Here is a 23,485-nt window from a genome sequence, read left to right on the forward strand (position 1 = left end):
GCCCCCTATCTCGCCAGGTCCGCCACCACGGCGTCGAGCACGATCATGCCGGCTGGCGTGGCGCGCAGCCTTGCATTGCCGATCGGCGCCACCAGCCCTTCGCCCTGCAGCACCGACAGCCGCGCGCTGGACAGGCCACGGCCGGAAAACGCCTCGTAGCGGGCGAGGTCGATGCCTTCGGCCAGCCGCAGCCCCATCAGCAGGAACTCGTCGGCCTCTTCCGAGCGCGTCAAAATCTCGCCGCCGGTAACGCCATGGCCCTTGGCCTCGACCAGATTGGCCCATGTTTCCGGCATCCGCTCTGCGATGGTCACGGTGCGGTGGCCATTCTCGATGAAGCGGCCATGCGCGCCCGGCCCGACGCCGACATATTCGCCATAACGCCAGTAGGTCAGATTGTGCCGGCTCTCGGCGCCCGGCCTGGCGTGGTTGGAAATTTCGTAAGCCGGCAAACCATGTGCCGCGGTGACCTCCTGCGTCAGCGCGTAGAGGTCGGCGGCCCTATCATTATCCGGAATGGTGAATTTCTTCGCCGCGTGCAGCGCGTGGAACGGCGTGCCTTCCTCAATGGTCAGCTGGTAGAGCGACAGATGGTCGGCGGCGTGGCCGATCGCCTGTTCGAGCTCCGCCTGCCAGGCGTCCAGCGTCTGGCCGGGACGGGCATAGATCAGATCGAAGGAGAGGCGCGGAAAAATCTCCCGCGCCAGGCCGATCGCATGCAGCGCTTCCTCGACATTGTGCAGCCGGCCGAGAAAACGCAGATCCTTGTCGTTCAATGCCTGCACGCCGAGCGAGACGCGGTTGACGCCGGCGGCGCGATAGCCGCGAAAACGCTCGGCCTCGACCGAGGACGGGTTGGCTTCCAGCGTCACTTCGATGCCGTCCGGCACCGTCCAGTTCTTGGCCACGGCATCCAGCACCGCCGCCACCGTCTGCGGCTGCATCAGCGACGGCGTGCCGCCGCCGAGAAAGATGCTGGTGACGTCGCGCGGCCCGGTGCGCTCGCGCATATGCTGCAGCTCGGTCTCGAAGGCGCGGGCAAAGCGCTCCTGGTCGACCGGCTGGTGGCGAACATGGCTGTTGAAGTCGCAATACGGGCACTTGGCCGCGCAAAACGGCCAATGGATATAGACGCCGAAGCCCGGGCTGCGGTCGGTCAACATCTCAGACCGAACCAAGTCGGGCCAGATTCAATCGCGCTTGCGCGAATTTCTGGAAGGCGCGGGCGCGGTGCGACAGCGCCGTCGGCTGGCCGGGCTTCCAGCCATGCTTTTCCTCGGCGCTCATCTCGCCAAACGTCTTGTCGAAACCGTCGGGCAGGAACACCGGGTCGTAGCCGAAGCCGAGTTCGCCGCGCGGCGGCCAGACCAGCGTGCCCTCAGCCTCGCCGCGATAATATTCGGCCTCGCCGTCGGGGAAGGCGAGGCAGATGACGGCGACGAAGCGGCCGGTTCGTTGCTTGGGCTCGGCCGCGCCGACCTCCTGCAAAGCCACTTCGGTGCGCTGCATGGCCATGCCGAAATCGCGCGTGCCTTCCGGGGTTTCGGCCCAGTTGGCGGTGTAGACGCCGGGTGCGCCGTCCAGCGCGTCGACACAGAGGCCCGAATCGTCCGACAGCGCCGGCATGCCGGTGGCTTTAGCCGCGGCAAAAGCCTTGATGTAGGCATTTTCCTCAAAAGTGGTGCCGGTCTCATCAGGCTCCGGCAGGCCGTAGTCCTTGGCCGACTTCGCCTCGAAGCCGAACGGACCCATCAAATCGGCGAATTCGCGCAGTTTGCCCGCATTGTGGCTGGCGACGACGATCTTCTTTCCATCGAGAGAATGCATCAAAGGCCCCAGATCCGTGGCTCGGCAAACTCGATCGAATTGCCCGAGGGGTCGCGTATGTAGATCGAACGCCCGCCTTGCGGCCACTCGAACTCGCTTTCGATGGCGATGTTTTTCGCCTCAAGCTGCGCCTTCCAGCGGGCGAGCTCATCCGCGCTTGCGGCAAAGCAGAGATGGCCGTCGCCGACCGTACCGTGCGGCGGCACTTTCAGCCGCGCATCCGGCGCCGGCGGGATTTTGGTGGCTTCGGCGTTGAAGATCAGCAACACGCCGGGTCCGCAGCGAAAGAACAGATGGCGGCCATCGACCTTGCCGAGCAGGTCGAGGCCGAGGATGTCGCGGTAAAACGCTTCGGCGGCGGCGAGATCGGTGACGTAAAGAGCGGATTCCAGGATCACTGAGGGTGTCACGAGGCCCCCCTCTCTGCCCTGCCGGGCATCTCCCCCTCAAGGGGGGAGATTAGCTGTGGCTGCGCCGGCTCCACTCTTGCCACGTTGGCAATTGGCGAAAGCAGAAGGGACATCTGATCTCCCCCCTTGAGGGGGAGATGGCCGGCAGGCCAGAGAGGGGGGCCTAGGCTCGGCATCACAAAAACCTACGCCACAGCCATCTGCTGCAAACTGACCAGCCTTTGAATCCCCTTCTTCGCCAGGCCCATCAGTTCCGCGAACTGTCCTTCGGAAAAAGGCTCGCCCTCGGCGGTGCCCTGGATCTCGACGATGCCGCCCTTGCCGGTCATGACGAAATTGGCGTCGGTGCCGGCCGACGAATCCTCGATATAGTCGAGATCGATGACCGGCTGGCCGTCATGGATGCCGCAGGAAATCGCCGCGACATGGTCTTTCAGCACCTTGGCAACGCTGGCCATCTGCCGTGCTTCCATCCAGCGCAGGCAATCGTAGAGCGCCACCCAGCCACCGGTGATCGATGCCGTGCGGGTGCCGCCATCGGCCTGGATGACGTCGCAGTCGACGGTGATCTGCTGTTCGCCCAGCGCCTGCAAATCGACAACGGCGCGCAGCGAGCGGCCTATCAGCCGCTGGATTTCCAGCGTGCGGCCGCCTTGCTTGCCGGCTGAAGCTTCGCGGCGCATGCGTTCGCCGGTCGAGCGCGGCAGCATACCGTATTCGGCCGTCACCCAGCCCTTGCCGGAATTGCGCATCCAGCCCGGCACCTTTTCCTCCAGGCTCGCCGTGCACAGGACATGCGTGTCGCCGAATTTCACCAGGCACGACCCCTCAGCGTGTTTGGACACGCCGCGCTCGAAGGAGATGGCGCGCATTTCGTCGGCTTGGCGTTTGGAGGGGCGCATCGAGGCCTCTTTCTGTTCTTTTTGCAGTTGCGTCGGCGGCTTGTAGACGCATGCAGCCCATGGCGCAAAGGAAAAGGGCCGCAATCGCGGCGCCGTGACCGCAAGGGCGGCAGCGGGCGATCTGACACAGACGCCGGGTTGCGTAGGGGCGGAGGAAGTCTATATCCTTTAGCCGGAGGTTTTTGGCCGAATGACCAAGGCAGTCACCGAACCCAGTCTGCTGGCGCCCGCGCTGCAGTCGCTCGACATGCGCTCACGCGACATCTTTCGGCGCATCGTCGAGTCCTACCTTAGGGATGGTGAGCCTGTGGGATCGCGCAGCCTGTCGCGCATCCTGCCATCGTCGCTGTCGCCGGCCACCATCCGCAATGTGATGAGCGACCTCGAACATCTCGGCCTGATCTATGCCCCGCATATCTCGGCCGGGCGCCTGCCGACGCAGACCGGACTGCGCTTCTTCGTCGATGCCTTCATGGAGCTCGGCGATCTCTCCGACGAGGAACGCCGGGTCATCGAGGCGCAGGTGCGCGCCTCCGGCTCGGGCGCGACGCTGGAACACATGCTGACCGAGGCCAGCCAGATGCTGTCGGGCATGTCGCGGGGCGCCGGCCTGGTGCTTGCGACCAAGAACGAGGTGGCGCTGAAGCACATCGAGTTCATCCAGCTCGAGCCGACCAAGGCGCTGGCCGTGATGGTGTCGCAGAACGGCGATGTCGAGAACCGCGTCGTCGACCTGCCGGCCGGCATCACCGTGTCGCAGCTGCACGAAGCCTCGAACTTCCTCAACGCCCACATCAGGGGCCGCACGTTGGCCGAAGCGCGCATCGAGATCGCCCGCATCAAGGACGAGACCAGGGCCGCTCTCGACACGCTGTCGCAGGACCTGGTCGAAAAAGGCCTGGCGGTGTGGGCCGGCGCCGACAGCGGCCTGCCGGCGCGCCTCATCGTGCGCGGCCGCGCCAATCTGTTGGAAAACGTCACCGCCCAGGCCGACATCGAGTTGCTGCGGCACCTGTTCGAGGATCTGGAGACGCAGGACGGGCTGATCCAGCTGCTCGACCTCGCCGAGGACGGCCCCGGCGTGCGCATCTTCATCGGCTCGGAAAACAAGCTGTTTTCGCTCTCCGGCTCGTCGCTGGTGGTGGCGCCCTATCGCGACAAGGACGCCCGCGTCGTCGGCGCGCTCGGCGTCATCGGCCCGACCAGGCTGAATTATGCCCGCATCGTGCCGATGGTCGACTACACGGCGCAACTGATTACCCGAATGTTGAGATAAGCCGGCATCACCGCAAAGGAGGGCGCAGAATGGCGCTTGAATCGTTCAAGGCCCAAATCAGTCTGCTGCTCGAGGAAATGGTCAACCAGCCCGAGGACGAGCACGAAATCCAGGAGCAGCTGCGCGAAAAGCTCCGCGAAATGCGCGCCATGGGCCTGCCGCTGCCGGACGATCTCGTGAAGCTGGAAAAGCGTCTCGACGACGATCTCGACGTCGAGGAAGAAGACAGCTGACGGTTTCCCTCGAATCTGCGAGCGCAACCTTCCTTTTTGGATGCGCCCGCCCAATATCTGCTTGATGCAGCAGCCGGGCGCGGCGTGAATTCGAGGAGGACAGCATGATCCGGATTGCCGGCCTGGCGGGCTTTGCCCTGCTTGTGGCGACCAGTGCCTTCGCTCAGGACCAACCGCTGCTGACCGGCAAGGACGCGTTCGGCGATTGGAAGGCCGACAAACCGGGCGTGCGCCGGCTGATCAAGCCGGAGGATCTGCAAAAGCCCTATCTCACCGAATCCGCCTCCAACGGCGCCGGCCTCGGCGATCGGCCCGAAGGCGCCAAGCCCATCCTGCCGCCAGGTTTCTCAGCCGAATTGATCGCCTCCGGCATCGCCAATCCGCGTGTCGTGCGCGTGGCGCCGAATGGCGATTTGTTCGTCGCCGACAGCGACGCCAACCAGATCCGCGTCTATCGGCTGGCCAAGGGCAGCGCCAAGCCGGCCGAGGAGGGCATTTTCGCCGGCAATCTCAACCAGCCCTACGGCATCGCCTTCTATCCGCCCGGCGACAAGCCGCAATGGGTCTATGTCGCCAACACCGACAGCGTGGTGCGGTTTGCCTATCGCGACGGCGACATGAAAGCCTCAGGCGAAGCGGAGACAATCGTCTCCGACATCCCGTCGGGCGGCCACTGGACCCGCGACATCGCGTTCTCGCCCGACGGCAAGACGCTGTATGTCTCGGTCGGTTCCGCATCGAATGTCGCCGAGAGCATGGGCAAGGAACCGCGTGGCGGCCTCGACGCCTGGGCCAAATCCATGCGTCCAGGCGCCGCCTGGGGCCGGGAGGGTGGTCGTGCCGACGTGCTGGCCTTCGACACTGACGGGAAGAATGGCCGCATCGTCGCAACCGGCCTGCGCAATTGTTCGGGCATGACCGTGCAGCCGGCGACCGGCGCGCTGTGGTGCGTCGTCAACGAGCGCGATGGGCTGGGCGACAATGTGCCGTTCGAATACGCCACCTCGGTCAAGGACGGCGCCTTCTACGGCTGGCCATGGTATTATATCGGCGCCAATGAGGATCCGCGCCACAAGGGCGCGCGGCCCGACCTCGCCGGCTCGGTCACCGTGCCCGACGTGCTGATGCAGGCGCATTCGGCGCCGCTCGGGATCGCCTTCTATGACGGCGGCAATTTTCCGGCCGAGTATAGAGGCGATGCCTTCGTCGCCCTGCACGGCTCGTGGAACCGCGGTGTGCGCACCGGCTACAAGGTGGTGCGGCTGAAATTCAGCGACGGCAAGCCGACCGGCGAATATCAGGATTTCATCACCGGCTTCGTCCTCTCCGACGAAGCGGTCTGGGGCCGACCGGTCGGCGTCGCGGTGGCCAGGGACGGCGCGCTCATCCTCACCGAGGACGCCAACGGCACCATCTGGCGCATCACTCATGTCGACGGGCCGTCCTGAGTCCATTGGTTTGGCAAGGAACTGCCCCAGTGCACGTCCCGATGGATCGCCTTGGGATAGGTATGGATCACCTCGGCCGATGAGACGCGGTCATCGAAACCGGTATCCCTGAGATTGAAGAGGCCGACCGAGCCGAAGGACTTCTTCGCCCCTTGCGCGAAGCGGCTGTCGCTGAAGTCGTGTTCATAAAGCGTCACCGTGGCGTGGCCGTCCTTGAGCTTCGGCACGTAAACACTGCTGATCGTGTCGTTGGCGACGCCCAGCTGGTTGACGTTGAAGCGATAGACATCCTGCACCATGCGTCGGGCCGCATTGCCATTGATCATCCAGTATTCGCGGCGCGATGCGCGGTTCCGGTCGACAAGCTTGAGCGCTCCCTTGCGGCCAAGCCCGAGCCAGTGCTCGAACACCATCACTTCGGCGCCCCACGGATAGGGATAGTTGGACTTGTCGACGATGCGCGGCACGCCGCTGTCGGGGATCTCATTGGTGTCGACATAATCCAGCCATTGCAGCTGGAATGACGCTTCGACGTTGAGGTCGGTGTTGCGCGGATCGGCAGCAATGATGCGCCAGTCGGATACCGGCGGATATTTGGTGTCGAGGTCGATGTAGAATTCGCCCTTGGCGGTATCGTCAGGGTCCGGGGAGTCGCGCTCCAGCGCGACCAGCCGCACCTTGAAGCGGTTGTTGACGACCAGCGGATAGATCATCGGACGAACGGGGTGGGCGCCGGGATTCCGGCTGTCGGTAAAGGAGCCGGGCGCCGGGACGATATCGCTGGCGCCCTTGTCGAACAGGCTGAAAGCCTGCCGGTCGTCGAACCACAGATACCATTCCAGCTCGTGGCCGCGCGCCTCGGAATAATTGTTGGGCATCCATTGCATAAGCTGGATGTGAAGTCGTTTCGCTAGCATGGGCGGCTCCGGCCGGTGTAACTGCGCGGGCGCGCAGCCAAGAGGGATTGCAACGTGCGGTGGGGTGGATGGGGGATAGCCGCTCTTCCCCGGCGCGTAAGTGAACCATCTCTCTTTCGGCCGTGCCCGGGCGACCGTCCGACCCTGCTGGCGCAATCGAATCCGTTTTACCCCTGCCGGCTTTCATGGCATCAGGAGCCGTTCACGGGGTGCAAACCGTCATGACCCTCACCGGCTTTCTCGCTTACAGCGCCGCACTCGGCATCGCCGCCGCCATTCCCGGCCCCGGCGTCACCGCGCTTGTGGCGCGGGCGCTTGGCTCCGGCTTCCGCTCATCGCTGGCCATGTCGTTCGGCCTGATGCTCGGCGACCTCACCTATCTCACCGCCGTGGTGCTCGGCCTTGCCTTTGTCGCGCAGACCTTCGGCATGGTGTTTCTCGCCATCAAATGGCTGGGCGTCGCCTATCTCGCCTTCCTCGGCTGGCGTTTCTGGACCGCAGGCATCACGCCCGAGACGGTCGAGGCCAGGAAAGGCAAGGGCGGTCTGGTATCGAGCTTCCTTGCCGGCCTCACCGTCACGCTCGGCAACCCGAAGACGATGATCTTCTACCTCGCCATCACGCCGACCATCGTCGACCTGAAGACCATCACGCTGGCCGACTACGGCATCCTGGTCGCGCTCACCGTCGTCGTGCTGTTCGTGGTGCTGGTGCCCTATCTGGCGCTGGCGGCCAAGGCGCGCTGGTTCCTGAAATCGCCACGCGCGCTGAAGGCGCTGAACCGCACCGCCGCCGGCTTCATGGTGGGGGCGGCCGCAGCCATTGCGGCCCGCCAGTAAGCTTTCGTTGCGACAAACCGTTCCTGAGGCGGCCGATCTCCGGGAATGCGTTTCCGTAGCGGAGACCTTTTCAGCAAGCGCCCCACTCGATATTTCTTGCCGACAGCCTATCTTGCGCGGCTGAAATCCCTATCCTGTCCGCCGATGCCAATTGCCTGATCTGGGAGCGAAACCAATGAACAAGCCCGTCTCTTCGCCGCGCGTGCCCGGCCGCGGCCGCGTCTACAATTCGATCACCGAGACGATCGGCGACACGCCGTTGGTGCGGCTCGACAAATTCGCCAAGGAGAAAGGCGTCGTTGCCAACCTTCTGGCCAAGCTCGAATTCTTCAACCCGATCGCCTCGGTCAAGGACCGCATCGGCGTTTCGATGATCGAGGCGTTGGAAGCGTCCGGCCGCATCAAGCCCGGCAAGACGACGCTGATCGAACCGACTTCCGGCAACACCGGCATTGCGCTCGCCTTCGCTGCCGCCGCCAAGGGCTACAAGCTGATCCTGACCATGCCCGAGACCATGTCGGTGGAGCGCCGCAAGATGCTGGCACTGCTCGGCGCCGAACTGGTGCTGACCGAAGGTCCCAAGGGCATGAAGGGCGCCATCGCCAAGGCCGACGAACTGGCCGCCACACTGCCCGACGCGGTCATTCCGCAGCAGTTTGAAAACCCGGCCAATCCGGAAATCCACCGCCGCACCACGGCCGAGGAGATCTGGAATGACACTGACGGCGGTGTCGACATCTTCGTCGCCGGCATCGGCACCGGCGGCACCATCACCGGCGTCGGCCAGGTGTTGAAGCAGCGCAAGCCTTCGGTGCATGTCGTCGCCGTCGAGCCCGAGGCATCGCCGGTGCTGTCGGGCGGCCAGCCCGGTCCGCACAAGATCCAGGGCATCGGCGCCGGCTTTGCGCCAAAGATCCTCGACACCTCGATCTATGACGAGATCGTCAAGGTTTCCAACGAGGATTCGGTCGCCAATGCCCGCCTCGTCGCCCGCCTCGAAGGCGTGCCGGTCGGCATCTCGTCGGGCGCCGCCTTGCAAGCCGCGATCGTCGTCGGCTCGCGGCCGGAGAACAAGGGCAAGAACCTGGTGGTGATCATCCCGTCCTTCGCCGAGCGCTATCTATCGACAATTTTGTTCGACGGGCTGGGGGCTTAGGTTTTTGCGGAGCGGGAAGGATGGATACGTAGCGATCCGTCACACCCCTCTCTGCCCTGCCGGGCATCTCCCCCTCAAGGGGGGAGATTAGCAGCGTCGGCGCCCCGACCGCTTTGCATCGCTGGAGATTGGCGAAAGCCAGAGTGACGGCTGATCTCCCCCCTTGAGGGGGAGATGTCCGGCAGGACAGAGGGGGGTGCTGTCCCGCCGACACCTCCAGCGCTCACTCCGCCTGGACCTCACAAAATATCCGCTGGCGCCACACCAGCCCGCTTGAGCGCCGCGCTCCGCCGGTGCAAACCTCCGACAAGCCCGAACGGGCGTTGGGAGGATTCCATGTACAAACTCTACACACGCCCGGGCAGCGGCGGCTTCGTCGTCGAGGCGGCATTGGCGCTGGCAAACGCGCACTTCGACCAGATCGACGTGCCGAAGAAGGATCCGCCGGATCCGGCTTTCCTCGACATCAGCCCGTTGAACCAGGTTCCGGTCCTGACTTTGCCCAACGGTCAGTCGGTAACCGAATCGGCGGCGATCTGCATCCTGCTTGCCGAGCGCCACCCGGAGGCTGGTCTGGCGCCGGCCGCCGGATCGGCGGATCGCGCCGACTTCCTGCGCTGGATCGCGTTCATGTCGTCGGCGCTCTACCCCGCCATCCTGCGCCTCTACTATGCCCATCGCTACACCACCGATGCCGATGGCAAAAAGGCCGTCAAGCAGGCAGCCATTGCCGAGATGGACCGCGGCTTCGCCATTGTCGATGCGGCACTTGAAGGGCGGGACTGGCTGGTCGGCAACGCGATGTCGCTGGCCGACATCTACCTCGTCATGCTGGTGGCCTGGCATCCCGACATCGACAAGGCGCGAGCCGACTGGCCGAACATTGAGCGTTTATGGTCGGTGTTGCGGGCGCATCCGCTGATGACGCGGCTCAACACGGCGCATGAGATGTGGCCGGCCTGAACGGCCAGCGAAATATCAGTGGCGCAGGATCGCCCGCTTCGCCTGCAGGAAGCGGCGCACGGCCGGGTCGCGCTCGAGGCCGATCGCCCGATCATAGGCTTCAACCGCTTGCGGCGTATTGCCGAGCCTGGCCAGCAGGCCGGCGCGGGCAGCCCAGTAGGGTTGATAGTCGTTGAGCCGCTTGTCGTCGCCAAGCACGTAGAGCGCAGCGAGACCTGCCGCCGCCCCATCGGTCTCGGCGATCGCCACGGCGCGGTTGATCGCCACCACCGGCGAGCCTGATATCGCCGATAGCGCATCGTAGAAATTTCGGATCGCCGCCCAGTCGGTCTGGCCGGTTCGCCGCCGCGTCGCGTGCGCCGACTGCACCGCCGCTTCAAGCTGGTAGCGGCCGATGACGCCCATGGTCGCGGCGTGGCCGAGCAGCGCCTCGGCCTCGTCGATCAGCGCGTGATCCCACAGAAGGCAATCCTGATCGGCAAGCGGCACATAGTCGCCGTCGTCACTGCGACGCGCCGCACGCCGCGCCTCGGCAAACAGCATCAGCGCCAACAGGCCGAGCGCTTCCGGCTCGTCCGGCATCAGCGATGCCACCAGCCGCCCGAGCCAGATGCCTTCGGTCGCCAGATTGCGCGCTCGCGTTTCGGTGCCGGCGGGGTCGGTCCAGCCTTCGGCGAAAGCGGCGTAGATCGCCTCCAGCACCGTATCCAGCCGCTCGCCGAGCTCGGCCCGTTCCGGCACGCGAAACGGAATGCCGATCTCGCGGATGCGGCTCTTGGCGCGCACCAGGCGCTGACTCATCGTCGCCGGCGACACCAGGAAGGCGGAGGCGATTGCTCCGGCGTCGAAGCCCAAAATGGTCTGCAGGATCAGCGGCGCTCGCACGCTGGCCTCGATCGCCGGATGGGCGCAGGCAAACATCAGCCTGAGCCGCTCGTCAGACAGGTCTTCGTCTTCCACGCGCGCCTCCATTTCCTCGGCCACCAGCTTGAGATGGTCGCGGCTCGCTTCGCTGGTCAGCCGACGGCGCACGGCATCGACGCCACGGCGGCGCGCCACGGCCAGCAGCCATGCTTCAGGCTTTTCGGGCACGCCGGTTTTCGGCCAGCGCTCAAGGGCTGCGGCAAAGGCATCCGCCAGCGCGTCCTCGGCGCCGGCGACGTCGCGCGTGCGCGCCGCGAGCCAGGCGACGAGCTTGCCGTAGCTTTGCCGGGCGGCCGCCTCGGCCGCCACGCGCGCGATCTCCGGTCGAGTGTCCATCACTGGGTCATTTCTAAGCGGGGTATTCGGTCATTTCCCAGATCGGCCGCACCTCGATGGTGCCGGCGCTGGCGCCTGGACAGCGCGCTGCCCATGCGATTGCCGCGTCGGCGTCCGCGGCCTCGATCATGTAGAAACCGGCAAGCTGCTCTTTGGTGTCGGCGTAGGGGCCGTCGAGCACATTGGTCTTGCCGTTGGCCGTGCGCACCGCGGTGGCAAGCTGGGTCGGCTTCAGCCGGTCGCCGGCGAGCCACGCACCGGATTTCTTCAGCGCTTCGGTGTAGGCGCCGTAGGCGGTGCTGATCTCGTAGGTCTTGTCGCTCGGCGCGGCCGCCATCGCCGCTTCGTTCGCGTAGATCAAAAGCATGTATCGCATGGGTTTTCTCCCGTTTTTTAGGAAGGCCGCGTCGTTGCGTGCCGGACATATGTCGTGTGGCCATGTCCGTTTTCGACAGGCGCCGCGAAAAAACTTTCGTCTTCGCCACGATTTTTCGCAAGGGCCAGCTTTTCGTCGGGGTCAGGCTTTCGGCTCGAGCCAGCCGCGATAGCGCACGATCAGGCCGGTGAGCGGGTGCGAGATCTCGACATGGAAACGGAAGCGGCCGTCCTCGACGCTCTCATAGGATGCCGAGCGCGGACTGAGCCACATCGGCAGTGGCAGGCCGAGAAAGCTCCAGCGCCGCAGCACCAGCGACAGCCTTCCCTGCTCTGCCACCAGCGCCATGGCGAAGCTCAGCGGCCCGAAGCCCTCGCACAACAACCGTTGCGACCGACCCCGCCCCGCGAACTGTTCGCTGGAGAAAGTGTGCGCGCCAAACGTTCGCGTCCAGGTCTCGCCACCGTTGCCGGCGTCGAAACGAACCCGGACCGGCACGTCGGCACTGGCGGGAGGAAATCCGACCAGCCAGCCGGATAGCCGGCTAATAATACCAGCGCCGCGCTCGACGCTACCGCGCCCCTCAGCCGCTCCAACGCGCTCATGCATTGCGCGGATTTCTTCGGGCAGGGTGTTCCAGGCGTCGCCGACCACTTGCGGATAGAGTGGCTTTCCGACGTCGGCGGTGTCGTCCCGAAAACCGGTATAGATCGTCTTGCTGGCAAACAGCGTCTGATAGTCGTCAAGCTCGAGGTCGCGCACCGCCGCTCGCGCGCCCAGCGCCGGCGCCTGTCCTTCCAACGTCTTGCGCACCAGCGCCTCGACAGCCATGGCCGGGATCAGCGGCCCGTCATCGCCTTCGGCCAGCAGGTGCCAGGAACGTTTGACCGCTTCGCCGGTCTTGCCCGTCCCTTCCACTGCGACGAACATGCCGCCGCGATGTTCGCCCCAGCGCAGCCGGTTCGACGCCCAATGCATCAGCGGCGCCAGCGGCGACAGCGAGCGCACCAGCCCGATCCGTACCAGCCAGGCAAGGCCGATCAGGGCGCGGTGCAGGATTTCGGGGACCGGCCCGGCGCCCATCCAGATGGTTTTGGCTTGCGGCCACAGCTCCGCCAGGGCGCGCAAATCCGGCACATCCACCAGCGAAAACAGCGTGCTGTTCAGCGGCACCTTGCCCGGCGGCGCGATGGTGAAGCGCATCTGCTCGGTCAGCGGATGGCCTTGCACCTTGCCGCCGTCGCGGTTCAGCTCCACCGGCTGGCCGGCGTAACCGGCAATGGCGCGAATGACATTTTCGCCGACCCCGGCATAGGGCGACGGCGCGATGCCGCCGCGGATCGCGTCGACCCGCACCATGCCGGCGGAGAGACGACGCACGACCGCTGCGGTCAGCACCGGGAAGCTCGACACACCGGACAGCACGAACAGGCCGGCCTTGCGTGCCGTTTGGTCATAGGCGGAGACGCCGGCGACGAAGTCCGACCCGTCAGCGAGGTCGAAATAGTTGATGCCTTGCGCGATACAGGCTTCGATCAGCCGGTAGCGCCCTGCGCCATAGGCCTGGAACGGACCGCTGGCATCGACGACGCAATCCGGCTTGAGCGATGAGAGCTGCGCCGCAAGATCGCCATCGCGATCGAAACGCGCCGGCAGGAGTTCCGCTGCCACGCCAATGCGGGCTTTGCACCAGGCTTCGGCTTTTGCCACTGAGCGTCCGGCGACGATCAGTATCAGGCGCGGCTCGTTCTCCAGCAATTGCACGATGCGACCGCCGAAAATGCCATAGCCGCCGACGACCAGAAGCCTCATCGCGCTGTTGTCCCCCTACATGCCGTTTTCCCAAAACCGAGGTCACTTTTGGGCGGCATGGGATCAGCCGATCATCCGCGACCGCATCGCGGGAGACGGGATCTCGCAACTGTCCTTGCGGCCGAAGATGGCATAGCGGTTTTTGGCGATGCGCTCGTAGAGCCAGTCGCGCAACGGGCGCGGCAACAGCAGCAGGATTTTCGCCGCTCGCCATGGCCAGCCGAGTTCGCTCGCCACGGCAATGAGACTGTCCAGCCGCATGAAGGGCGCGCGGCCGATGAGGACCAGATTGGTCTCATAGCTGTCGGTGCGCAGTCCGTATTTGTGGAACAGCGCCTCGCCGAAGGGCGACTGCGCGGTGGCGAAGCGGAAGCGGTTCTTAGCGTCGAGCCGGACCACCGTGCGCACGAAGCCCGAGCACAGCACGCAGACGCCGTCGAAGACGATCAACGGCTGGCTGGCATCGAAGGGTTCAGGAGAAGAGGTCACGGGACATCCGGCAGCTCATGTCAGGCGACATTAAGCCTGCCGGCGGCGGGATCAAAGCCGCGGCGTTGTCGCACGGCTTCTCGCGGCCAGCGCGGGGCGCTCGGCGCGATAGGTGGTTGCGCGGTGGTCGGCGCCCGGTCTGCAGATCCGGCTGTCGTGACGGCTCTCGAACGTCATGATCAGTGCGCGCCGAGCGAGGTGCCACGACGGGCGCAGGCCGGGCCCGGGCCGCGCATGTAATAGCGCTCCGGCCGATAGGTCGGCGCGATGAACTCGCGGATGGCGGCGGCGTAGCCGGCGATGTGGCCCCAGAATTTCATTTTACCTAGTCCCTGTCCCGATTTTCGGATGTCCCGTCCGATTGCGGGGATCATAGCGTCGAGGCGTGAATAGTCGGTGAACACGATGTTAATCTTTGGTCGAAAACCCCATGCTTCGTGGCCGGAATGCGGCTGTTTCGGGGTCTTTCAACGCCTTTTGCGCCTTTCCGGCCAATGTGACTTTTGCATCACATATGTTTCGTGTGGATGTCGCTTGGGCGCGGTTCTGTTTCAATTTCGGCGAGCCCCGCGAAATTTCCGTTCGCGCGCTTAGAAAGCCGCTTGGCGGCAGCCGGAACCGGAACGGGCCCTGCCCGTTCTCGGTTGAACCGAATAGCGCAGGAGTTTCGCCATGGCACCCCGCCCCGCCTGGAAGGGCTATCTGAAACTGTCGCTGGTCACCTGCGCCGTCGAACTGACCAACGTCGTCACCCACACCGAAAAGGTTTCTTTCCGGGTGCTGAACCGCAAGACCGGCAACACGGTCAAACGCATCTATGTCGATGCCGAAACCGGCAAGCCGCTGGAGGAAGGCAACGAGATCAAGGGCTACGAACTCGACGACGGCGACTTCGTCCATATCGAGGAAGACGAGATTGCCGCGGTGCAGATCGAATCCTCGCACACCATGGCGCTGGACGGCTTCGTCGACAAAGCCTCGATCCAGCAAATCTATCTCGACACGCCCTACTATGTCGCGCCGGCCGACAAGGTGTCGGAGGAGGCCTTTGCCGTTATCCGCGACGCCATGGCGGGCAAGAAGATGGCCGGGCTCGCGCGCATCGTGCTCTACGCCAGAGAAAGGCCTGTCGTCATCGAGCCGCTCGGCAAGGGCATGGTGCTGACCACCTTGCGCTACGACAACACGGTGCGGCAGCCCGACAGCGTCTTCGGCGAGATCAAGGCGGTGAAGACCGACCAGGAGATGACCGATCTGGCCGAACTCATCATCGACAAGAAGAAAGCCAAATTCGATCCGTCGAAATTCGAGGACAAGTACGAGGACGCGCTGCTCGAACTGATCCGCGCCAAGAAGGCCGGCAAGAAGGCGCCGCAGCCGCAGGCCGCGCCGAAGCCGTCCAACGTCGTCAATCTGTTCGATGCGCTGAAGAAGAGCCTGTCGGATGGCGGCACGGCGAAAGGCTCGGCAACGAAGGCCAGGCCGGCGGCCAAGCGGGCCAAGGCAAAAGCGTCCGCGCCCAAACGCAAATCGGCGTGAGCGTCATGGCCAGCCTCGAACAGTATCAGTCCAAGCGCGATTTCAAGAAGACGGCCGAGCCGGCCGGCAAGGTCGCGCGCGGCAAGCAGGCCGGCGGCATCTTCGTCATCCAGAAACACGATGCGACGAGGCTGCACTACGATTTCCGCCTCGAACATGACGGCGTCTTGTGGAGCTGGGCGGTGACGCGCGGCCCGAGCCTCGATCCCCACGAAAAGCGTTTGGCCGTGCATGTCGAGGACCATCCGATCGACTATGCCTCCTTCGAAGGCACCATCCCCAAGGGCGAGTATGGCGGCGGCACGGTCATCGTCTGGGACCAAGGCACGTGGGTGCCCGAGATCGACCCCGCCAAGGCGATGAAGAAGGGCCACATCTCCTTCGAGCTCAAGGGAAAGAAGCTGAACGGCCTGTGGCACCTGGTGCGGCTGAAACCCCGCGCGGGCGAAAAGCGCGACAACTGGCTCCTGATCAAATCCGACGATGCCGCCGCCCGCCCCGGCGAAGACATTCTGAAGGACGCGCCGAAATCGGTGAAATCGGGCCTCACCATCGAGCAGGTTGCGGAAGGCAAGACCGCCGACGGCAAGAAGCCGAAAGTCTGGCATTCCAACAAGCCCGGCGCCGCCAGCAAGGCGAAAGCTGGCAAGCGTCTCGATTTCATCGAGCCGCAGCTGGCGACGCTGGAGCGCGAGGCGCCGCCCGACAAGGACTGGCTGCACGAGGTCAAATTCGACGGCTACCGCATGCAGGCGCAGATCGCCGGCACAGAGGTGCGACTGCTGACCCGTACCGGCCTCGACTGGACGAAGAAATTCGGCTCGGAGATAGTCTCGGAACTCGGCCGGCTGAAATGCAGCGACGCCATCATCGATGGCGAGATCGTCGTGCTGGCCGACAGCGGCGTTTCCTCCTTCCCGCTGCTGCAACAGGATCTCTCCGCCAATCGCACCAACCGCTTTACCTACTATCTGTTCGATCTGATGCGGCTCGACGGCAAGGATTTGCGCCGCGAACCGCTGGTCGAGCGCAAGCAGGCGCTGCAGGACCTGCTTGGTGAGCCGGCTGAGAATGCCGCCGTCCGCTTCAGCGACCATTTCGCCGAGCCCGGCAAGATCATGCTGCAGCACGCCTGCCGCATGGGCCTCGAAGGCATCGTCTCCAAGCGCGCCGATGCTCCCTACCGCAGCGGTCGCGGCCCGAGCTGGGTAAAGTCGAAGTGCACGGCGCGCCAGGAGTTCGTCATCGGCGGCTATCTGCCGTCGGAAAAGACCGGCCGTGGCCTGCGCTCGCTGCTGGTCGGCTATTTCGAAGGCGGCAAACTCCACTATGCCGGCCGCGTCGGCACCGGCTTCTCGGTCAAGGGCGCCACCGATCTGAAGAAGAAGCTCGATGCGCTCAAGGCAAAATCATCGCCCTTTGCCGCGGCTGTGCCGAAGGGCAAAGGCCTGGTCTGGGTCCAGCCTGAACTTGTCGGCGAAGTGGAGTTCCGCAGCTGGACCTCCGACCGTATAATACGCCATGCGTCGTTCCAGGGACTGCGCGAGGACAAGCCGGCGGAGGAAGTCGTGCAGGAAAAGCCATCGAAACCGGCGAGCAAAGCAAAGTCCGCGACAGGGAGCGCCGGCAAAGATGCCGGGGCAAAAACTTCCGGGACGGTGACGACCAGCGTCAAGCTCTCCCACCCCGAAAAACTGCTGTGGCCCGACGAGAAGATTTCCAAGCAGGCTTTGCTCGAGCACTACGCGCTGGTCTGGCCGCGCATGGAACAATTCGTCGTCAACCGGCCGCTCAGCCTGGTCAGGGCGCCGGACGGCATCGGCGGTCCGCGCTTTTTCCAGAAACACGCCTCGGCCGGCATGAGCGACAAGATCGCCCGCATGAAGGACCCGACCGATGGCGAGGAAATCCTGTTCATCCGCGATTTCGACGGCCTCGCCGCCCTGGTCCAGTATGGCGTGGTCGAGGTCCACATCTGGGGCTGCACCATCGACGAATTGGAAGAGCCGGACCAGATCATCTTCGATCTCGATCCCGACGAAGGCGTCGACGTCAAGGCAGTGCGGGAGGCCGCGCTCGACATCCGAGGCAAGCTCGACGAATTGTCGCTGCCGAGTTTCGTCAAGCCGTCGGGCGGCAAGGGCTATCACGTGCTGGTGCCGCTGAAACCGTCGGCGGATTGGGATGAGGTCAAGACGTTCACCCATGATTTCGCCAAGGCGCTGGAGCAGGGCGCACCCGACCGCTACACGGCGACGCTGTCGAAAAAGGCGCGCACTGGCAAAATCTTCGTCGACTATTTGCGCAACGGCAGGGGCTCGACGACGGTGGCGCCCTACTCCTCGCGCGCCAAGAAAGGCGCGACGGTGTCTGTTCCCGTGACATGGGCGGAGGTGGAAGCGGGGCTGGCGCCGAATGCTTTCCCGATCGGCGACAAGACGACGCTGAAGGAGCTGGAGAAGGCTGACCCGTGGGTGGATTTTTTCAGCCAGGCGAAGGTGTTGAAGCGGGGGTGAAGGGCGCACGCCTCACCGCTACGCAGGGGGCGCTGTCCCGCCGGCATGGCGGGTCCTCTCACCGGCAAACTACCCCAAAAACACCCGCTCAAACGCCTGCTTCCCCGGCGGTGAAAACACCACCGCCCGACTATCCTTCTCACGCCTTGCCCATTTCTCCGCCAGGATCTTGTCGAGGATCGCCGCGCCGAGCGTGCCAGCGAGGTGAGAACGGCGGACGCTCCAGTCGAGGCAGGCCCGGCAGACCGGCCGGCGCGGCTTGGCGTCGACATCGATGCCGATGGCCGAAAAGTGCGAGGCCGCAGCCGGCCCGAGCCTGATCTCGTTCTCGTTGCGCAAGAGAATGTCGCGCGCTACCAGCCGGTCCAGCATCGCCACCGCCTGTTCGCCGGCCAGATGGTCGTAGCAGACGCGGGCGACGCGCATCGCGCCATCGCGCGGGCCCGGCCGCACGCGCTTGGGGCCAACGGCTTCCGCCACGCCGGTTATGGCCTCGATCATGCCGGCCACCTGCGGCCCGGCGAGGCCGTAATAGCGGTGCCGGCCCTGGCTGGCCAAGGTCAGCAGTCCGCCCTCCATCAATTTGGACAGATGCGACGACGCGGTCGGCAGCGACACGCCGGCCTCCAGCGCCAGTTCGCTCGCCGTCAAAGCCGTGCCGCCCATCAGCGCATTCAGCATGTTTGCCCGCGCCGGATCGCCGACCAGGCTGGCGATGCGGGCAATGTCGGGTCCTTCACGCATAGTTAGGTCTCCATCGAAGCATTCCTGCGAGATAATCATTATTGTCGGGCGAGATCAAGGAGAACGCCGATGCCAACCGCTTCCGTCCTACCCGCCAGCCGCCAATCGTTCCCGTTCGTCACCTGTCTGCACCGGCGGCTGTTCGCCCGCTGGTACGACCGCCATTTGCAGCGGCTCGACCTCGCCGAGATCGACGACCATTTGCTGCGCGATCTCGGCCTGACCCGTAGGGATGTGCGCCGCGAATGCGCGAAATCCTTCTGGCAGGCCCGACCGCCGGCATTTTGCTTAGCAGACCCGGCGGCACGACGTTTCGACGCCGCTCGAACTATTCACGCTGAAAACCCAAGGAGATCACCATGACCATCACCTGCTTCATCCGCTATGAGATCGACCCGTTCGGCAAGGCGGCCTTCGAGCAATATTCCAAGGCCTGGGGCCAGGCCATTCCGCGCTGCGGCGCCGATCTGATCGGCTACTACGCCCCGCATGAGGGCTCGGCCACCACCGCTTACGCCGCCTACAACATCGACAGCCTCGCTGCCTACGAAGCCTATCGCGCCCGGCTCGCCGCCGATCCCGCCGGCAAGGCCAACTACGATTTCGCGCGTCGGGAAAAGTTCATCTTGAAAGAGGACCGCATCTTCCTGAAGCTGGTGTCCGGACCGCATGGACCGCACCAGCTATTCCAGACCGCGGTCAAGGAGGAAGCATGATCGCAGTCATCTTCGAGGTGCAACCGGCTGAAGGAAAGCGCGATGCCTATCTCGGCATCGCCGCCGAGCTCAGGCCGCTGCTCGACGGCATCGATGGCTTCATCTCGATCGAGCGGTTTCAGAGCCTGGTCGACCCCAACCGCGTCCTGTCGCTGTCGTTCTGGCGCGACGAGGAAGCGGTGAAGGCCTGGCGCAACACCGAGGAGCATCGGCAAGCGCAAAAGGCCGGCCGCGGCGGAATCTTTGCCGGCTACCGGTTGCGAATTGCGCATGTGGTGCGCGATTACGGGCTGACGGAGAGGGATGAAGCGCCGGCAGATAGTCGGGCGGTGAATGGGTAGCGGTGAAGGTGAAGCTCCCCCTTCTCCCCTTGTGGGAGAAGGTGGATCGGCGCGTTAGCGCCGAGACGGATGAGGGGTGTTCCAGGGAACGCCAACGTCTCACTCCGCTGGAACACCCCTCATCCGACCTCGCTTCGCGAGGCCACCTTCCCCCACAAGGGGGGAAGGAAGAGGCTAAGCATTCCCGATCAGTACCCCGGCCGCAAACACCAGCGCCCCACCCAGCACCACCTGGAACGCAGCCCTCAGGAACGGTGTCTGCATGTAGCGGTTCTGGACGAAGGCGATCGCCCACAGTTCGAAGAACACCACCACCGCGGCCACCGCAGTCGCCGTCCAGAAATGCGGGATGAGATAGGGCAGCGCGTGGCCGAGCCCGCCCAGCGTCGTCATGATGCCGACGGTCAAGCCCCGCTTGATCGGCGAACCGCGGCCCGACAATTTGCCGTCGTCGGAAGCGACCTCGGTAAAGCCCATCGAAATGCCGGCGCCGATCGAGGCGGCGAGGCCGACCAGCAGCGTCTGCCAGGTGTCGTGCGTGGCAAACGCCGCGGCAAAGATCGGCGCCAGCGTCGACACCGAGCCGTCCATCAGCCCGGCCAGCCCCGGCTGCACATAGGTCAGGATGAACTGGCGCTGCTCGGCGGTCGCCTCTTCGTCCTTCACCGCGCCCGGCACATGCTGCTGCTCCAGCTGGTGCGCCGATTTCTCGTGGTTCTGCTCGGCCGCAGCCAGCGCGTCGAGCAGCTTTCTGGTCGAGGCGTCGCTGGTGCGCTTGGCCGCCTCGACATAGAACAGATAGGCTCGCCGCTCCATCTCTTCGGCCTGGCTGCGCACATGCTCGATGCCGAGCGGCCGCACCAGCCAGTCGGGCTTGCGCTCATAATAACCCTTCACATGCTCGCGCCGGATCAGCGTGATGCGCTCGCCGAAGCGCTTGCGGTAAAGTTCGATCAGCGCATCGCGGTGGCCGTCCTCCTCCTCCGCCATCGCCTCGAACACTTTCGCCGATTGCGGAAAGTCTTCGGCCAGCCCGTCGGCATAGGCGCGGTAGATGCGCCCGTCATCCTCCTCGGACGAAATTGCCAGCGCCAGGATCTCCTGTTCCGACAGCGTTTCGAAAGGACGGCGGCCGAAACCGAAGACACGGGAAAGCATGATAAATTCACCCTAGTTTAGAATGGTTCTAAACTAGGCGCTGGCGCCTCGCCGGTCAATCGCCGGTCAACAAGTGTTGAAGCGTCAGGCTGCGACATCATCTTCATTATCAGCGAATGTTCACCTATATAGATGGCAACACGCAAAGCTAAAGGAATCCCTGGAGATGACGGAAAAGCCGCACGACCACTTCGATCCCAAACCCGTCCTCGATCTCATCGCCAGCATCGAGGCCGACCTGCAGCGGCTGAAAGGCCTGGTCGAACAGCAGGTCGAGAAATTCGATCCCGCCAATCCGCACAACAAGGCGCCCGACGGCAAGCTGACCGAGGAGGGCGTCGAATGCTGCTACCGCATGTTCGACGAAGGCAAGTCGCGCTATTCGGTCGCCCAGCAGATGAAGATCTCCTTTGCCGCCGCCACGCACAGGTTCAACGCCTGGCGCAAGGCGGGCGGGTCGAAGCGGCAAAGGGCGTTACTAGGGTGAGAGCCCGGTTCGCCGAAGGCGAATTGAAAGGTCCGGTGGACCTTTCAAAGGGTTCGAACCGGGGAGCTGCCGGAGGCAGCGGGCCCCCGGTGCGGCGGTTATGCGATGTCGGCGGGCCTAACAGAACCCAAGCTGGAATTGCGCCGCGCTGCCCCTCATCCCCCTGCCGGGACCTTCTCCCCGTGAACGGGGAGAAGGCAGCTCACGGCACCAGATCAATCTCTTCCGTCTCGCCGCCTTCGCAGGTGTAGCAGCAGTCGTCGCATTTTTCCTTGTTGTTGGGGCCGACGCCCCAATAGGTGCCTTCGTCGCCGTCGACCCAGGCGCCGTAGCAGATGGACTCGCCTTCGTTGCACGAGACCGGGATCTGCTTGGTCTCGCCATCGTCGAGATAGAAATCCTTGTCGTTGCCCGGCCAGACATAGTCGCGGTCCTGGCTGTAGAGCTCGAGGCGCATGGCGTTGGGATGGCTGTTCTTGACGGCAAAGGTGATGTCGGCGGCATAGGCCGATGGCGCAAACAGCGCGGCAAGCGAGAATGCAACGACGATGCGGCGCGTGATGGTGAGAGACATGGCATTCCCCGGGTGAGAATCGGCCCCCCGGCCGAGAGCGCCAGCATCGCATGATGCGGGGTGACATTGAAGGGCGGGGCGTGACTGATTTTGGGGGAATTGGCGACTTACCCCACAAACCCCACTCTCTTGTGGCTGCCGTCACAAAACGGCTTGTTGGCCGAGTGGCCGCAGCGGCACAGAAAGGTGCGGGTGGTGCGGTCGATCGTGTGGCCGGTGCCGGTGACGATCTCGGCATTGCCTTCGACCTTCAATGGCCCGTTGGTGGTTGGCGTTATGGTCAGCGGGCCATTTCGCGCCTCCAGCGTCGCCGGCGCCTCCTTGAGCGGCGGCTCCCCGGTGGCGGTGAAACCGGCCTTGATGTGGCTGTTGTCGCAGAACGGCTTGTTTTGCGAAGCGCCGCAGCGGCAGAGCGTGGCGCGAAAGAAGGTCTCGCCGCCGAGCACGATCTCGGCATGGACGGCCAGCGGCCCGTTCTCGCGCAGCCGCACCGTGTTGACCACCGGCGCCTTCTCCTGCGGCCCGCCATCCTTCCTCACATAGCCGATGGCGCCGGACGGACAGTTCTGAGCCAACGTAACGACCTGCTCAACGCTTGCCGCCTCGGGGTGGATCCATTCGCCGGGCGCATTGGGCACGAAAACATGCGGGTTGCCGAGCACGCAATTGCGCGAATGGATGCAGCGCTTGCCGTTGAAGGAAACGTCGATCTTTTCGCCTTCGACCATGCCTGCCATGGAGGTTCTCCTCGTGGTGGGTGACAGAGGCTAGGGCGGCGGCGGCAAGGGCGTCAAGCTCGCCGGGAGGACGGGCGCGTGATCTCCCCCCTTGAGGGGGAGATGTCGCCGAAGGCGACAGAAGGGGTCCGTCCGACCGGGCTCAACTTCCTGCGCGGCAGATCGAGGTCGGCGCTCCACGCGAGACGACCCCCTCTGGCCGCTTCGCGGCCATCTCCCCCGCAAGGGGGGAGACGAGGCGCGCCTGCCCTCCGCTATGGCTCCGGGCGTTCGTCGCTTCAATCGACAAATCGTTGTCGATTGATCGGCCTGCGGCCGACCGCTCCTCACTCCACCAGATCGATCGTCTCCGTCGTCTTCTCCACGCAGATGAAGCAGCACGTATCGCAAGGCTGGTCATTGTCCGGCCCGACCCCCGCCGAAATCGCATCATTGCCGTTCACCCAGGCGCCGTAGCAGATGTTTTCGCCCTGGAAGCACGAGATCGGCACCGACTTCTGCGAGTTCGGCTCGATCAGAAACACCTGGTCGCCGCCCGGCCACGACATCTTGCGGTCGCGGCTGAACAGCTCCACCGCCACCGCATGGCTGCGCAGGTTCTTGACGAAGAACGCCATGTCGGCGGCATGCGCCGGGGTGGCGAGGATGAGGGCGGCAAGGGTGAGGCGGAGCATGATGGTGGTTTCCGAATCGGAGACGCACGCTCGCACGGTCGGGAGAGAAGCGCCACATGTGGCGCGCCCTTACCTTCTCCCCCTGTGGGAG

At 64.6% G+C, this 23,485-nt stretch carries 27 protein-coding genes; 12 read left to right on the forward strand and 15 right to left on the reverse strand.

What is annotated here, in order from left to right:
- Positions 1-5: 5 nt before the first annotated feature.
- The 4 genes from hemW to rph form a co-directional block, all read right to left on the reverse strand.
- Entirely contained in the window at positions 6-1,163 is a 1,158-nt protein-coding gene (gene hemW, locus AC1DYJ_RS28040) for a radical SAM family heme chaperone HemW (RefSeq protein ID WP_477287033.1), read from the reverse strand.
- Position 1,164: 1 nt separating this feature from the next.
- On the reverse strand, positions 1,165-1,827 hold the full coding sequence (gene rdgB / locus AC1DYJ_RS28045) for an RdgB/HAM1 family non-canonical purine NTP pyrophosphatase (protein WP_477287035.1): 663 nt from the start codon (positions 1,825-1,827) through the stop codon (positions 1,165-1,167).
- Positions 1,827-2,237: a VOC family protein gene (locus tag AC1DYJ_RS28050; protein ID WP_477287037.1), complete on the reverse strand. Its 411-nt coding sequence runs from the start codon at positions 2,235-2,237 to the stop codon at positions 1,827-1,829. The genes rdgB and AC1DYJ_RS28050 overlap by 1 nt, the downstream gene beginning before the upstream one ends.
- 185 nt (positions 2,238-2,422) lie before the next feature.
- A complete protein-coding gene (gene rph, locus AC1DYJ_RS28055; protein ID WP_023672052.1) occupies positions 2,423-3,139 on the reverse strand; it encodes a ribonuclease PH in 717 nt (238 codons plus the stop codon).
- A gap of 190 nt (positions 3,140-3,329) precedes the next feature.
- On the opposite strand from rph, the gene hrcA reads away from it, so the two are divergent.
- From hrcA to AC1DYJ_RS28070, 3 genes are all read left to right on the forward strand, one after another.
- The gene (gene hrcA / locus AC1DYJ_RS28060) at positions 3,330-4,415 is read left to right on the forward strand and encodes a heat-inducible transcriptional repressor HrcA (RefSeq protein ID WP_477287039.1); all 1,086 of its coding nucleotides are present in this window, start codon (positions 3,330-3,332) and stop codon (positions 4,413-4,415) included.
- Positions 4,416-4,444: 29 nt separating this feature from the next.
- On the forward strand, positions 4,445-4,648 hold the full coding sequence (locus tag AC1DYJ_RS28065; RefSeq protein ID WP_477287041.1) for a hypothetical protein: 204 nt from the start codon (positions 4,445-4,447) through the stop codon (positions 4,646-4,648).
- Between the two features lie 104 nt (positions 4,649-4,752).
- Positions 4,753-6,096, forward strand: a complete 1,344-nt coding sequence (locus tag AC1DYJ_RS28070) for a PQQ-dependent sugar dehydrogenase (protein WP_477287043.1) — start codon at positions 4,753-4,755, stop codon at positions 6,094-6,096.
- Here the strand turns inward: AC1DYJ_RS28070 and AC1DYJ_RS28075 are convergent.
- Positions 6,075-7,013, reverse strand: coding sequence for a hypothetical protein (locus tag AC1DYJ_RS28075; protein ID WP_477287045.1), 939 nt, complete (start codon positions 7,011-7,013; stop codon positions 6,075-6,077). The genes AC1DYJ_RS28070 and AC1DYJ_RS28075 overlap by 22 nt on opposite strands.
- A 221-nt stretch (positions 7,014-7,234) precedes the next feature.
- Between AC1DYJ_RS28075 and AC1DYJ_RS28080 the strand changes: the two genes are divergently transcribed.
- The 3 genes from AC1DYJ_RS28080 (at position 7,235) to AC1DYJ_RS28090 (ending at position 9,971) form a co-directional block, all read left to right on the forward strand.
- Positions 7,235-7,852, forward strand: a complete 618-nt coding sequence (locus AC1DYJ_RS28080) for a LysE family translocator (protein WP_477287047.1) — start codon at positions 7,235-7,237, stop codon at positions 7,850-7,852.
- Positions 7,853-8,027: 175 nt separating this feature from the next.
- On the forward strand, positions 8,028-9,008 hold the full coding sequence (gene cysK, locus AC1DYJ_RS28085) for a cysteine synthase A (protein WP_477287049.1): 981 nt from the start codon (positions 8,028-8,030) through the stop codon (positions 9,006-9,008).
- A gap of 336 nt (positions 9,009-9,344) precedes the next feature.
- Complete coding sequence (locus AC1DYJ_RS28090) at positions 9,345-9,971, forward strand: glutathione S-transferase family protein (RefSeq protein ID WP_477287051.1); 627 nt, start codon at positions 9,345-9,347, stop codon at positions 9,969-9,971.
- A gap of 15 nt (positions 9,972-9,986) precedes the next feature.
- On the opposite strand, the gene AC1DYJ_RS28095 is transcribed toward AC1DYJ_RS28090, so the two are convergent.
- The 5 genes from AC1DYJ_RS28095 to AC1DYJ_RS28115 all read right to left on the reverse strand — a co-directional run bounded on the left by AC1DYJ_RS28095 (position 9,987) and on the right by AC1DYJ_RS28115 (position 14,228).
- Positions 9,987-11,231: an RNA polymerase sigma factor gene (locus AC1DYJ_RS28095; RefSeq protein WP_477287053.1), complete on the reverse strand. Its 1,245-nt coding sequence runs from the start codon at positions 11,229-11,231 to the stop codon at positions 9,987-9,989.
- Positions 11,232-11,244: 13 nt separating this feature from the next.
- Positions 11,245-11,607, reverse strand: a complete 363-nt coding sequence (locus tag AC1DYJ_RS28100) for a YciI family protein (RefSeq protein WP_477287055.1) — start codon at positions 11,605-11,607, stop codon at positions 11,245-11,247.
- Positions 11,608-11,748: 141 nt separating this feature from the next.
- Positions 11,749-13,419, reverse strand: coding sequence for a DUF4166 domain-containing protein (locus tag AC1DYJ_RS28105; protein ID WP_477287057.1), 1,671 nt, complete (start codon positions 13,417-13,419; stop codon positions 11,749-11,751).
- 63 nt (positions 13,420-13,482) lie between these two features.
- A complete protein-coding gene (locus tag AC1DYJ_RS28110; RefSeq protein WP_477287059.1) occupies positions 13,483-13,908 on the reverse strand; it encodes a thiol-disulfide oxidoreductase DCC family protein in 426 nt (141 codons plus the stop codon).
- A 179-nt stretch (positions 13,909-14,087) separates the two neighbouring features.
- Positions 14,088-14,228, reverse strand: a complete 141-nt coding sequence (locus AC1DYJ_RS28115; protein ID WP_477287061.1) for a hypothetical protein — start codon at positions 14,226-14,228, stop codon at positions 14,088-14,090.
- 352 nt (positions 14,229-14,580) lie between these two features.
- Here AC1DYJ_RS28115 and ku point away from each other — a divergent pair, with 352 nt between their 5' ends.
- Complete coding sequence (gene ku, locus AC1DYJ_RS28120; RefSeq protein ID WP_477287063.1) at positions 14,581-15,447, forward strand: non-homologous end joining protein Ku; 867 nt, start codon at positions 14,581-14,583, stop codon at positions 15,445-15,447.
- A 5-nt stretch (positions 15,448-15,452) separates the two neighbouring features.
- On the forward strand, positions 15,453-17,963 hold the full coding sequence (ligD, locus tag AC1DYJ_RS28125; RefSeq protein ID WP_477287064.1) for a DNA ligase D: 2,511 nt from the start codon (positions 15,453-15,455) through the stop codon (positions 17,961-17,963).
- A 69-nt stretch (positions 17,964-18,032) separates the two neighbouring features.
- Here ligD and AC1DYJ_RS28130 read toward each other — a convergent pair whose 3' ends face one another.
- A complete protein-coding gene (locus tag AC1DYJ_RS28130) occupies positions 18,033-18,707 on the reverse strand; it encodes an ArsR/SmtB family transcription factor (protein ID WP_477287065.1) in 675 nt (224 codons plus the stop codon).
- 69 nt (positions 18,708-18,776) lie between these two features.
- Here AC1DYJ_RS28130 and AC1DYJ_RS28135 point away from each other — a divergent pair, with 69 nt between their 5' ends.
- Genes AC1DYJ_RS28135 through AC1DYJ_RS28145 form a run of 3 tightly spaced genes read left to right on the forward strand, consistent with a single transcriptional unit; the run spans position 18,777 to position 19,764 of the window.
- Complete coding sequence (locus tag AC1DYJ_RS28135) at positions 18,777-19,070, forward strand: DUF1127 domain-containing protein (protein WP_477287067.1); 294 nt, start codon at positions 18,777-18,779, stop codon at positions 19,068-19,070.
- Complete coding sequence (locus AC1DYJ_RS28140; protein ID WP_477287069.1) at positions 19,067-19,423, forward strand: NIPSNAP family protein; 357 nt, start codon at positions 19,067-19,069, stop codon at positions 19,421-19,423. The genes AC1DYJ_RS28135 and AC1DYJ_RS28140 overlap by 4 nt, the downstream gene beginning before the upstream one ends.
- A complete protein-coding gene (locus AC1DYJ_RS28145; RefSeq protein ID WP_477287071.1) occupies positions 19,420-19,764 on the forward strand; it encodes an antibiotic biosynthesis monooxygenase family protein in 345 nt (114 codons plus the stop codon). Before AC1DYJ_RS28140 ends, AC1DYJ_RS28145 begins: the two co-directional genes overlap by 4 nt.
- 174 nt (positions 19,765-19,938) lie before the next feature.
- On the opposite strand, the gene mbfA is transcribed toward AC1DYJ_RS28145, so the two are convergent.
- Positions 19,939-20,922 carry an iron exporter MbfA gene (gene mbfA / locus AC1DYJ_RS28150; RefSeq protein ID WP_477287074.1) on the reverse strand — a complete coding sequence of 328 codons (984 nt, stop codon included), beginning with the start codon at positions 20,920-20,922 and terminating at the stop codon, positions 19,939-19,941.
- Positions 20,923-21,088: 166 nt separating this feature from the next.
- Between mbfA and AC1DYJ_RS28155 the strand changes: the two genes are divergently transcribed.
- Entirely contained in the window at positions 21,089-21,409 is a 321-nt protein-coding gene (locus AC1DYJ_RS28155; RefSeq protein WP_477287076.1) for a hypothetical protein, read from the forward strand.
- 202 nt (positions 21,410-21,611) lie between these two features.
- Here the strand turns inward: AC1DYJ_RS28155 and AC1DYJ_RS28160 are convergent, their stop codons facing one another.
- The 3 genes from AC1DYJ_RS28160 to AC1DYJ_RS28170 form a co-directional block, all read right to left on the reverse strand.
- Positions 21,612-21,983, reverse strand: coding sequence for a hypothetical protein (locus AC1DYJ_RS28160; protein ID WP_477287078.1), 372 nt, complete (start codon positions 21,981-21,983; stop codon positions 21,612-21,614).
- Positions 21,984-22,090: 107 nt separating this feature from the next.
- The gene (locus AC1DYJ_RS28165; protein WP_477287080.1) at positions 22,091-22,720 is read right to left on the reverse strand and encodes a CDGSH iron-sulfur domain-containing protein; all 630 of its coding nucleotides are present in this window, start codon (positions 22,718-22,720) and stop codon (positions 22,091-22,093) included.
- A 326-nt stretch (positions 22,721-23,046) separates the two neighbouring features.
- Positions 23,047-23,394 (reverse strand): hypothetical protein, encoded by a 348-nt coding sequence (locus AC1DYJ_RS28170; RefSeq protein WP_477287082.1) that lies wholly within the window; start codon positions 23,392-23,394, stop codon positions 23,047-23,049.
- Positions 23,395-23,485 lie beyond the last annotated feature (91 nt).

It is taken from the genome of Mesorhizobium sp. P2_B11, assembly GCF_056404855.1.

What these genes read in the sequence shown, in the direction of transcription:
- hrcA (WP_477287039.1), top strand. Translation starts at nt 3,330, where the DNA reads ATGACCAAGGCAGTCACCGAACCCAGTCTGCTGGCGCCCGCGCTGCAG.
- AC1DYJ_RS28070 (WP_477287043.1), top strand. Translation starts at nt 4,753, where the DNA reads ATGATCCGGATTGCCGGCCTGGCGGGCTTTGCCCTGCTTGTGGCGACC.
- ku (WP_477287063.1), top strand. Translation starts at nt 14,581, where the DNA reads ATGGCACCCCGCCCCGCCTGGAAGGGCTATCTGAAACTGTCGCTGGTC.
- AC1DYJ_RS28075 (WP_477287045.1), bottom strand. Translation starts at nt 7,013, where the DNA reads ATGCTAGCGAAACGACTTCACATCCAGCTTATGCAATGGATGCCCAAC.
- AC1DYJ_RS28165 (WP_477287080.1), bottom strand. Translation starts at nt 22,720, where the DNA reads ATGGCAGGCATGGTCGAAGGCGAAAAGATCGACGTTTCCTTCAACGGC.
- hemW (WP_477287033.1), bottom strand. Translation starts at nt 1,163, where the DNA reads ATGTTGACCGACCGCAGCCCGGGCTTCGGCGTCTATATCCATTGGCCG.
- mbfA (WP_477287074.1), bottom strand. Translation starts at nt 20,922, where the DNA reads ATGCTTTCCCGTGTCTTCGGTTTCGGCCGCCGTCCTTTCGAAACGCTG.
- AC1DYJ_RS28145 (WP_477287071.1), top strand. Translation starts at nt 19,420, where the DNA reads ATGATCGCAGTCATCTTCGAGGTGCAACCGGCTGAAGGAAAGCGCGAT.
- AC1DYJ_RS28160 (WP_477287078.1), bottom strand. Translation starts at nt 21,983, where the DNA reads ATGTCTCTCACCATCACGCGCCGCATCGTCGTTGCATTCTCGCTTGCC.
- rdgB (WP_477287035.1), bottom strand. Translation starts at nt 1,827, where the DNA reads ATGCATTCTCTCGATGGAAAGAAGATCGTCGTCGCCAGCCACAATGCG.
- AC1DYJ_RS28140 (WP_477287069.1), top strand. Translation starts at nt 19,067, where the DNA reads ATGACCATCACCTGCTTCATCCGCTATGAGATCGACCCGTTCGGCAAG.
- AC1DYJ_RS28135 (WP_477287067.1), top strand. Translation starts at nt 18,777, where the DNA reads ATGCCAACCGCTTCCGTCCTACCCGCCAGCCGCCAATCGTTCCCGTTC.
- cysK (WP_477287049.1), top strand. Translation starts at nt 8,028, where the DNA reads ATGAACAAGCCCGTCTCTTCGCCGCGCGTGCCCGGCCGCGGCCGCGTC.
- ligD (WP_477287064.1), top strand. Translation starts at nt 15,453, where the DNA reads ATGGCCAGCCTCGAACAGTATCAGTCCAAGCGCGATTTCAAGAAGACG.
- AC1DYJ_RS28100 (WP_477287055.1), bottom strand. Translation starts at nt 11,607, where the DNA reads ATGCGATACATGCTTTTGATCTACGCGAACGAAGCGGCGATGGCGGCC.
- AC1DYJ_RS28105 (WP_477287057.1), bottom strand. Translation starts at nt 13,419, where the DNA reads ATGAGGCTTCTGGTCGTCGGCGGCTATGGCATTTTCGGCGGTCGCATC.
- AC1DYJ_RS28130 (WP_477287065.1), bottom strand. Translation starts at nt 18,707, where the DNA reads ATGCGTGAAGGACCCGACATTGCCCGCATCGCCAGCCTGGTCGGCGAT.
- AC1DYJ_RS28115 (WP_477287061.1), bottom strand. Translation starts at nt 14,228, where the DNA reads ATGAAATTCTGGGGCCACATCGCCGGCTACGCCGCCGCCATCCGCGAG.
- AC1DYJ_RS28090 (WP_477287051.1), top strand. Translation starts at nt 9,345, where the DNA reads ATGTACAAACTCTACACACGCCCGGGCAGCGGCGGCTTCGTCGTCGAG.
- AC1DYJ_RS28170 (WP_477287082.1), bottom strand. Translation starts at nt 23,394, where the DNA reads ATGCTCCGCCTCACCCTTGCCGCCCTCATCCTCGCCACCCCGGCGCAT.
- AC1DYJ_RS28080 (WP_477287047.1), top strand. Translation starts at nt 7,235, where the DNA reads ATGACCCTCACCGGCTTTCTCGCTTACAGCGCCGCACTCGGCATCGCC.
- AC1DYJ_RS28095 (WP_477287053.1), bottom strand. Translation starts at nt 11,231, where the DNA reads ATGGACACTCGACCGGAGATCGCGCGCGTGGCGGCCGAGGCGGCCGCC.
- AC1DYJ_RS28065 (WP_477287041.1), top strand. Translation starts at nt 4,445, where the DNA reads ATGGCGCTTGAATCGTTCAAGGCCCAAATCAGTCTGCTGCTCGAGGAA.
- rph (WP_023672052.1), bottom strand. Translation starts at nt 3,139, where the DNA reads ATGCGCCCCTCCAAACGCCAAGCCGACGAAATGCGCGCCATCTCCTTC.
- AC1DYJ_RS28155 (WP_477287076.1), top strand. Translation starts at nt 21,089, where the DNA reads ATGACGGAAAAGCCGCACGACCACTTCGATCCCAAACCCGTCCTCGAT.